Annotated in this window: 9 protein-coding genes and 1 pseudogene; 2 read left to right on the forward strand and 8 right to left on the reverse strand. The window is 68.5% G+C overall.

The annotated features are described in order from the left end of the window. Positions 1-584 (reverse strand): annotated as a pseudogene (locus ACWC97_RS33795) (hypothetical protein); the annotation flags it as partial. A gap of 701 nt (positions 585-1,285) precedes the next feature. Here ACWC97_RS33795 and ACWC97_RS33800 point away from each other — a divergent pair. Further along, on the forward strand, positions 1,286-3,244 hold the full coding sequence (locus tag ACWC97_RS33800; RefSeq protein ID WP_450653635.1) for a serine/threonine-protein kinase: 1,959 nt from the start codon (positions 1,286-1,288) through the stop codon (positions 3,242-3,244). 22 nt (positions 3,245-3,266) lie between these two features. Here ACWC97_RS33800 and ACWC97_RS33805 read toward each other — a convergent pair whose 3' ends face one another. Continuing rightward, positions 3,267-3,641, reverse strand: coding sequence for a hypothetical protein (locus ACWC97_RS33805; RefSeq protein WP_352281184.1), 375 nt, complete (start codon positions 3,639-3,641; stop codon positions 3,267-3,269). A gap of 75 nt (positions 3,642-3,716) precedes the next feature. Here ACWC97_RS33805 and ACWC97_RS33810 point away from each other — a divergent pair, with 75 nt between their 5' ends. After that, positions 3,717-4,364, forward strand: coding sequence for a hypothetical protein (locus ACWC97_RS33810; protein WP_450653637.1), 648 nt, complete (start codon positions 3,717-3,719; stop codon positions 4,362-4,364). On the opposite strand, the gene ACWC97_RS33815 is transcribed toward ACWC97_RS33810, so the two are convergent. The 6 genes from ACWC97_RS33815 to ACWC97_RS33840 form a co-directional block, all read right to left on the reverse strand. Beyond that, complete coding sequence (locus ACWC97_RS33815) at positions 4,354-4,500, reverse strand: hypothetical protein (RefSeq protein WP_450653639.1); 147 nt, start codon at positions 4,498-4,500, stop codon at positions 4,354-4,356. The two genes, ACWC97_RS33810 and ACWC97_RS33815, sit on opposite strands and share 11 nt — an antisense overlap. A gap of 553 nt (positions 4,501-5,053) precedes the next feature. Continuing rightward, complete coding sequence (locus ACWC97_RS33820; RefSeq protein WP_450653641.1) at positions 5,054-5,461, reverse strand: toxin-antitoxin system YwqK family antitoxin; 408 nt, start codon at positions 5,459-5,461, stop codon at positions 5,054-5,056. A gap of 62 nt (positions 5,462-5,523) precedes the next feature. After that, positions 5,524-6,507, reverse strand: a complete 984-nt coding sequence (locus tag ACWC97_RS33825; RefSeq protein ID WP_352281191.1) for a hypothetical protein — start codon at positions 6,505-6,507, stop codon at positions 5,524-5,526. Positions 6,508-6,675: 168 nt separating this feature from the next. After that, positions 6,676-7,119, reverse strand: a complete 444-nt coding sequence (locus tag ACWC97_RS33830; protein WP_450653645.1) for a YwqJ-related putative deaminase — start codon at positions 7,117-7,119, stop codon at positions 6,676-6,678. Then, positions 7,055-7,531 carry an SUKH-3 domain-containing protein gene (locus ACWC97_RS33835; protein WP_352281193.1) on the reverse strand — a complete coding sequence of 159 codons (477 nt, stop codon included), beginning with the start codon at positions 7,529-7,531 and terminating at the stop codon, positions 7,055-7,057. The genes ACWC97_RS33830 and ACWC97_RS33835 overlap by 65 nt, the downstream gene beginning before the upstream one ends. Before the next feature lie 28 nt (positions 7,532-7,559). Continuing rightward, positions 7,560-9,200, reverse strand: a 1,641-nt coding sequence (locus ACWC97_RS33840; protein WP_450653643.1) for a YwqJ-related putative deaminase, incomplete at its 5' end; no start/stop codon positions are given.

Here is a 9,200-nt window from a genome sequence, read left to right on the forward strand (position 1 = left end):
TGGTCGTTGGCGGCGGGGCCCTGGGAGAAGTCGGTGACGGCGGGGGGCTGTCTGGCGGGGACGGCATCGGCGGCCGGGGGCGCGCCGGGGTTGGGCGGTGGCTGGTCGGGGGAGATCGGGGTGACGGGTTTGTCCTTGGCCGCGGCGGTGTCGGGCGGGGCCTTGGTGGCGGTGTCGATGTCCTTGGCGGAGGCGGTCCTCCCGTCGGTGACCTTGCCGTCGACCTCATCCTTGATCTTGTCGGCCTTGCCGGACGTGGAGAACTTGTCGGCGTCGTCGAGGTTCTTCGGGGCCTGGGAGTCGATGGCCTTGTTCACGGCATCGATGAAGGCCTGTTTGTTGAACTCGCCGGGTTTCGCGGCGTTCATCTTCTCCGCGTTGGCGGCCTTGCCCTGGGCCTCCCTGTCGTCGGGGGGTGCGACGGCGGCGTCCTGGGCGGACTTCGACTCCGTGGTTGCGGGGGCGTGGACGGCCAGGCGGATCTTCTTCGCCGCGATGTCGGCCCTCACCTTCCGGAACCCGGGGGCCTGCGCGGGGGAGGGCTTGACCGGTGGGGTGTAGCGCTGGGCGACCAGCCGGGACACCGCACGGTTCCCCGCCGCACGCTGGAGATGATGCAGGCGTTGCAGGCCCGGGGTGCCGGCGACCTCCGGTGCGGGAGAACGTGACACATCGAGGCCGGGAGTCACATCTTTCTGCCGGGGGGTACCACCACCCCGACCAGACCCCGACCCCGACCCGGAAGTGGACACTGAGGAGCCGTCCTGTCCCGGAACCGCCCTCATCAGCCCTCCCGGCCTCCGGAACGCCGCTCACTCACCCACTCGCCCACCTCAGACTGCGTGGGGACGCCACCAGCCACGTAGAAGAACGAGCCAAGCGAAAGGGCAACACCCCTTGCCCTTGAGGGCAGGGGCGCCGGAAACGCGTAAGGAGAGGGCTGCGGGGCAGCGGTGACGGAGTGCGCGGCCGGACGACCGGGGGACCGGAGGGCGGAGGGGCGGCGACCGGTGGTCCCTCGACATGGAAAGTGAGTAAGTGACGCTCCACGCTGTGCATATGACTATGCGTCTAATCTGTTTCATCCATGTAGTCCACAGGGGGTCGCATGCACAGCGAGGGTACGTCCGGTCGTGACTCGGGCCACGGGGACGGCGACGGCCTGCCCCGCGGCGCCCACAGCGGCTGGTCGGGCGACTCTCCCCCGGGCGGGCCGGCCGAGTCGTCCCAGCCACGGCCGAGGGCGCATGGAGATCCGGAAACCCCGGAGCCGGGAAACCGGCCCGTGGCCCCCGTGCCGCACATCGTGATCGACGGCCGTTACGAGCTCCTGCACAGCCTCGGGCGCGGCGGCATGGGCGAGGTGTGGGAGGCGCTGGACACCCGCCTGGACCGGCATGTCGCGGTAAAGGGCCTGCTCAGCCGGGACGCCGCCGGGGCGGTCACGCAGGAGCAGATGATGCAGCGGGCCCGGCGCGAGGCCGCGGCCATCGCCAAGATCCGGCACCCCAACGTGGTGGCGGTGCACGACCGGGTCGAGTCCGGCAACCAGGTCTGGATCATCATGGACCTGCTCGACGCGCGGTCGCTCGCGGACCTGATGCGCGAGGAACGGCGGCTCTCGGTACGGCGTACGGCGGCGATCGGGCTCCAGGTGCTCAGCGGGCTGCGTGCGGTGCACGAGGCCAAGGTGGTGCACCGGGACGTGAAACCGGCGAACATCCTCTTCGCCAAGGAGGACTTCGCGATCCTCGTCGACTTCGGCATCGCGACCTTCGACGGAGCCGCCCCGCTCACCAAGGCCGGTGAACTGATCGGCACCTTCAAGTACCTGGCGCCCGAAATCCTCAGCCAGACCTCCCAGGAGTACCCCGCGACGGCCGCCTCCGACCTGTGGTCGCTGGGCGTCACGCTGTACGAGATGGTCGAGGGAAGGCACCCTTTCGACCGGCCGAACGAGTACGAAGTCCTGGTCGCCGCCTGCCGGTCCGCCCCGCTGCCGATGGAGTACGGCGAGGAACTCGCCGGTGTCGTCGGGCAGCTGATGGACAAGGACCCGACCCGCCGCCTGAGCGCCGAGGGCGCGGAGAACATCCTCCGCGACATCCTCCGCAGGACGGCCCCCGTGCCTGTGCAGACCCCGGCGCCGGGGCCGGGCCCAGTACCGGGGCCGGACGGCGAGCCGGTCGCCCGGGGAACGTACAGGAACCAGGGGCGGGAAGAAGGGCGGAAGCAGACGGCGGAGGAGCCCGGCTACTCCGAGGACCCCCGTCCCCCCGTACCGCCCCGGCCCTTGTCCCCGCCCCGGCCGAAGAAGCGGGCCTCGTCGTGGCGGAAGGTCACGGTGGGCGTCGTCTGCGGGGCCCTGCTGCTCGGCGCGGGCTGGTACACCGTGGAGCGGATGCGGGGGACCGGCGAGGCGGAGGCGGGCAAACCACCGGTCCGGGGTGCCCGGTCGGAGCCGTACATCAAGACGCACGACAGGCTGAACGTGGGTGTCAAGGCCGACCAGCCCGGACTGAGCGAGCAGAAGAACGGCACGTACCAGGGGTACGAGATCGACCTCGCCTACGCCATCGCCAAGGAGATGGGCTACGAGCGCTCCCAGGTGACGTTCCAGACCGTGAGCACCGAGAACCGGAGCACGATGCTGCAGAAGGGCGACGTGGACCTGGTCATCGCCACCTACAGCATCACCGAGGAGCGCAAGCACGCGAAGGCCCCTGACTACAGCGTCGCGTTCGCCGGGCCGTACTACGTGGCCAGCCGGGGCTTCATGGTCCTCAAGAAGGCGAAGAGAGGGGCGATCGACGACTCCCGGATGCTCAAGGAGAAGCAGTACGAGGTCTGCACGGCGCGCAGCTCGACGTACGAGTCATGGCTGCCCACGGCCGGGTACCACATGACGGGGTCGCTGCCGAACGGTTACGACCGGTGCGTCCGCGACCTGCTGGACCCGAGGTCGTCGGTGTACGCGGTGAGCACGGACGACGTCATCCTCGCCGGATTCGTCAAGCGCAACCCCGACAGGCTGAAGCGGCTGGACAGCGGGCCGGGCGCGGAGGGGTACGGCGTCGCGATGAAGCCGGACGAGAAGGGGCTGAAGCGCGAGGTGTGCGCCTCGCTGCGGAAGATCATGGACGACGGGGAGTGGCAGCGGCTGTTCAACAAGTACCTCGGCCCGCTGCTGGACAGGCCGGACCCGCCGAACAAACCGGAGATGACGGAGTGCGCGTCCGCCTGACGTCCCGGCCCGGCCCCCGCCCTCAGCGGTCGACCGTCCACGACGCGTCGGACGGCGGCCGGCCCGTGGCGAGGATGTGGCGGACGATGCGCAGCCCCTCGGCGAGCGGCACGGTGTCCGCGTCGGGGTACTCGTCCTCCTGCCCGTTGGCGAGTACGTAGCCGTCGCTCCACCCCTCCGCACCGGGGTCCGTGGCATGCTCGCCCGGGTCGCCGGCATGGTCGAGCAGCATCACCATGGCGCGCCCGGTGTTGCTCACGACGAACAGGGTCCGCCCGGACTCGCTCTCCAGCACCGATTCCAGCACGCCGCCGGCGATCCGCGTCCGGAGCAGTTCCGTCACGTCCTCGGCACAGACCACGGCGGCACCGCCGGCAAGGACCCAGGATTCGACCATGCCCCGCACACTCCCACATCCCGTCCCGTCGCCGCTCCCGCTGCGGCGCCCGGCGGTGATCGGTAGCCTCGCCGTATGGGTTTAGACATCACGGTGATGGTCGTCGACTGGTCGTGGCTGGGCGAAGTGCCCGCGCGTGAACGGCTGTCGAGGCTCTGGCGCGCCTGGGACGCCGACGAGACGGGGCTGTGGGACTACGAGGCACCCACGGTCCGGGGCGACTGGGCGTGGCCGAAGGGCCCGCACAGCGACCGCTTCGCCGTCTACGAGTTCCTGTACACGCTCGGGTCGTACAAGCCGCACTTCTGGGTCACGCACCACTGGGACCACGTACGCGACCACGCCGACCCGTCGCTCCGCGCCGAACTGGACGACTTCCTGCTCGGCCTGATCTGGGACGGCCCGGACGGCAAATCGGGCCGGACGGACCTGGAGTTCTTCGCCTCGACGGCCGCCGAATCCGCTGACGCGCCACCGTGCGGGACCAGCCTGCTGCTCGCCCGCTCACCGGAGGGCGTCCGCGAACTGGCCGCCACGTGGGAACGCGTACACCCACTCCTCGACGGCCTGCGCGAACCGTTCGCGAAGCACACCGCGGCCGTGTCCTCCGACGGCCGGCCCGCCGACTTCGACCACGGCTTCGTCCACCTGCTGACGGAGTGGGCCCGCGTCCTCACCGAGGCGGCGGACCGGGGATGGGGAGTGGTCGGGGTCAAGGGCTGACGGACTCCCCGGCACCGGCCCATGAGATGCGGGCATCGACGTACCGGGCGATCCGGATGATCCGGGGCGCGTCCTCGGGCGGCACCAGATGCTTGTTCCCCCTGACATCGGCGAGGAACTCCGCGGGAAGTTCCACATGGTGCGTCCGGACGTAGAACCAGAGGTCGCCACGCCAGATCCATTTCCCGTCGGAGAGGTATGGAGTCGCCCCCGAGTATGGTGCGTCCGGAGCCGAGCACGTCCTCGGAGGTTCCCATGACACTGAATATCTCGTGCCCGCACCGGAGGTATTGCGCGATCTGCTCGGCGTCCTCGTAGGGTTCCGGCGCGAGGAAATCATGAATGCTTCCCCTCGGGGTTCCGAAAGAAGAGGGCCAGAGTTCCTGGAAGAAGTCGGCGATCATCATGTCTCCGCCAGGGCGCTGCCCGAGTAGTGGAGTTCCCTGGCAGGAAATTGCTCAGACATAGAAATCCTCGCATCGGCCCGCGCCCCGAGATCATGGCCGGGTGCCCAGCCATGGGCGACGAGCCACTCACGTACGTCGGGTGTCAGCTGATCGGAACGCATCCGTTCTCTCCGTTGTCGCTTCGCGGGTGTCCGGTACGGGGGAACGCGCCGTGTCGGACCGGTGGCGCATGCCCGCGGTCACGCACGGACCATCGGGCGACGGGAATGGTGGCGGTGGCGGTCAAGACCGTCCTCCTGGCACGGAGTCGGAACCGGGCGGGTCACCCTGGTCGGCGCGCCACTCTTTCGTCAGCTTTCCGTTCTCGTCCCACTCGGTGATCTCCAGCTGCCGGAACCCGTTCGCGCTCATGAGTACCCGCGAGGCGAGTCTCCCGTTGGGGTGCCAGTCCTTGGACTCGCCGATGGGGAAACCGGCCCGCAGCGTTCCCTCGGACCTCGGTGTCCCGTCCACGTACCACTCCTGGGACGGCCCGTCCTCGAGCCCGTCCCGGTAGGTGACGAGGCTGACGAGCGCGCCGCGCTGGTACTCGACCACCTCACCGGTGAATCTCCGCCCTTGGTAGGAGACGACCTCGCCTTCGTCCATCTCGAATTCCGGGTCGTCGATATCGATGCGGGGAAGTGCCATGACGGTCTCCGGTTCTCAGGGCCCGGCGGGTCCTCGTCGGTGTCCCTTGCGGGTGCCCCGGGTCAGCTCGCGGCCAGCTCCCGCAGCGTCGCGAAGTCGCCCGCGTGGAGGAGGGTGGCTCCTGCGGCTTGCCCGGCCACGGGGTCCGACGGGGCGCCGGCCAGTTCCGCCAGTGCGGCCGAGGGCGACAGCCCGCGGTCGTAGGCGGCCTGCAGGCGGTCCAGCCAGACCAGGCCGGCCCGGTAGCCGTCCACATCGGCGGCGTCCCGCGGCTCAAAACTGGCCGCGTTCTCGGCGTCCGAGGCCCACAGGTATCCGAGGAGGCCCTTCCCGCCGAGCACCGGGAGGTACTGGACGCGGCCGGTGGCCTGACGGCGGTAGGAGGCCGTGAACGGCGGGGTCTGGCTGAAGATCCCGTTGCGCTGGGGGATCTCGAACCGGCCCCACACGTCGGACGGCGACCCGTCGTCGTCCTCGAAGTGGTTCTCCACGCCCGTTTCGGTGGGGATCCCGAACCAGGTCGGGTCCTCGGGGTCGGTCTCCAGGCCGAGGGCCTCGGAGAGGTCCGCCAGGGCCGCGGCCAGGCGCGGCTGGTTGCGCGTGAAGACGTCGTCCTGCTGGCGCCCCCGGAGGTCGTACGGCATCCAGGCGTCGGAGAACGTCGTCAGCTCCACGTGGAAGAAGCTCTCGGACACGTTGACCGCGAGCCGGAACAGCCCTTCGACCACCTTGGCCCCGGCGGACGTCTCGACGAGGCCGTCGCAGGACGCGGACAGCTCCACCCCGCCCACCTTGCCGTCGCCGATCCTCCGCACGATCGTCGGTACGAGGGCGTCGTCGGCCGGGAGATCCGCTCGGAGCACGAAGTCCTGGCGCCCCGGCTCCGGGACCAGAACGGTCACCTTTCCGCCGTGGGGGGTGCCCAGGCGGTGGCGGCCGAGGACGCCGAGTGCGGTGGAGAACCTGCGGGCGGCTTCCTGGACCAGGTCGGTCTCATGCCCGGGGTCGCCCCAGGACCATCGGGCGACGGGGGTGGTGGCGACCAAGGCCGTCCTCCTGACATGAAGTCGGAACCGGGCGGGCACATGCATGTGCCGTTCTCGACCGTCTCAAATTAGGGGCACCGATATCGGCCGGGGCCACGCAGTGTCACGGTGATGGCGCGGATGCGCGTCCATACCTCCGTTAGACGTCACCTGTCAGGCCAGTACCTGTCAGGTCATCACCCGCACACCGAGCTTACGCAGCAGCAGGCCGCAGACCTCGCACGGCTCCGTGGTCCTGCCGTGATCGGGGTGCCCTTGACCTCGGATCATCTTGGAGATGATCGCGGAGCCCGCGAAGTGCGGTGCTGCTTCGTCGAGCGTGGTCGTATGGCCGTCGACCCTCGATGAATCGAGGGACCACAACTGGTCGGACACAAGGGCGGATTCCGCACAGCGACCAGTGAACAGCTTGCGTACGTCGAGAGGCAGCGACTCGACGAACGACCGGACGGCGGGATGAAGGTTGACGATTCCTTCACCGATCAGACTCGTATGACTGACGATCTGGCCGCCGATCAGCAACGAGGAAGCTACGGCAGGGAATTGATCAGACAAAGAAGTCCTCCGCATCCGGAGTCTCGGCGTTTGTGATAAAGCGAGAGAATGCATCATATGCGTCTTCGCCAAGAAAATATCCTCCGGTGTGGTGTAGAAGGAACCATCGACCGAATTTGTCCACCAGGATGATTCCTAGCTCTGACGACTCGAATCCCACAGGGAAGAGCGGTACGCCCAGGTTGGTGGCCATCTCCGCAATCTCCCGGGCGTCCCCGTCGTATCCGCCGGTCGGCTCCATTTCAAATGCCGAATGCGAAGCCCTCGGGTGCTCCAGATTGAGGAGCCCGTACGTGCGGATTACGTGGACGGCTGCCTCCACGGCCTCAAGAGGGAAGCCCTGCGACTCTGCGTCCTGGAGCCTCAGCTGAATCAGGTCTTGTGCGGAGTCGCCGATATCTCTTCCGGGGAACCATCCGTTGCGATTCAGCCAATCGAGGACTTCCTTGGTTGGTCGAGTCGAGGGCATAGGGGATTCCTGTTCTGTGGGCTTTCATCTAAAGATGTACGCGGATTCCGAGCTGGGGGAGAATATGCTTACAGGTGTCGCACGGGGGCAAGAAATCTCCGTGACGTGCCCGAACTTCTCCGGTCTTCTTGATGACATAGTCTCCGATGCGCCTAGTGTGCATGGTTCCTCCCTCCAAAGCGCGTCGAGCGTCATCGATCGTGCGAATGTTCGTCCCGGTCGGGTCGAGCTGGCTCAGTCGGTCGCTGATCAGAGAGATTTCGGCGCATTTTCCATGGCCACTCCCTGTCTTCTCGATGATGCCCGCCTTGGCGTCATTGTCGATTTGTTTCAGTATGCCCTCGAGAACCTTGTGTGTGTGCGGGAGGGTCTGCCCGTGCATCTTGGTGGTGCTGGTGTGAGCGGTGATCGTGCTGTCGTGGAGGAAACTTCCCGCACAGCCGGTGGTGAGCGAGTTCTGCCCCGGGGACGCCGCTCCTGGCGGAGCCTTGAAGGCGTCGTCGGCGAGTGCGGAGGCTTCGTGTTCCAGCAGCGGAAGCTGTTCGTCCAGCGGCAGATGTGAGACGTCCAGTGCCGGGCGCCGGTAGTGGCGCATCTTGTCGGCGCTCTGGCCGTGCCACTGCGGCTGGGGGTCGATCGGGTTGGCGTGCGGCACGTCGCCGGGGCTGTCCGGTCCATCAGGCCCATCGGGGCCGTCCGGTCCATCGGAGCCGTGCCCGGCGTCGTCGTGATGCGGCGGGGTGTCGTCGCCCGTGTGGTGCGGGGTGGTTTCGTCCGGGGCGTGGTGGGCGGCGTCGTCGGCGTGGCTGTTGGGTGTGCGGTCGCCGTTGTGGGGCGTGGTCGGGTCATTGTGGTGGGGTGTGGGCGGGTCATGGGGCCCGTTGGGGCCGCCTGGGCCGTCGCCGGTGTTGTGGGTGCCGGGCGGTTCGTGGCCGGCGTTGGGGCCGTGGCCGAGGTCGTCGGCGCGGCCGCCGGGGAGGTTGTCGCCGACATGGCCGCCCGGGAGGTTGTCGCCGACGTGGCCCGTGGGCAGGTTGTCGCCGACATGGCCGCCCGGGAGGTTGTCGCCGAGATGGTTGCCGGGGAGGTTGTCGCCGAGGTGGACGGGGTCGCTGATGTCGCTGCCGAGGCGGACGACGTTGTCGCCCGTGTGGGCGCCGACGTGGGCGACGTTGTCCGCCGTGTTCGCCCCGACGCTGACCAGGGCCGGTTCCTTGGCCGGGCCGTTGGTGTGCGGGGTGGGCGAGTCGGTGGTGCCGGTGTGCGGGGTGGCGGGGCCGCTGCCGTCCGTGTGCGGGATGGTGGGGGAGGGCTCCTTGACCGCCTGATCGATGTGCTGGACGACCTTGCCGTCCTTGTCGAGGAGGTTCCCGTCCTGGTCGAAGTACTGGCCGGGATTGTCCGGAGCACTCGGGAGCTTGGTGGTGTTCTCCGGGACGACGGGGACGTCGTCGGGGAACTTGACGTTCCCGTCGGGGAGCTTGACACCGCCCTCGGGGATCTTCGCCCCCTCGGGGAGGTGGAAGGTGCCGTCCGGCAGCATCGCCGTACCCTCGGGCAGGGTGATCGCGTTGTCCGGGAGTTTGGGGATCTCGATGTTGGAGATGCCCTTGAGGCCCTTGGTGATGTCACCGATCTTGGAGAGTCCGGAGCCGGCGCCCTTGGCGAT

This window comes from Streptomyces sp. NPDC001108, assembly GCF_053598535.1.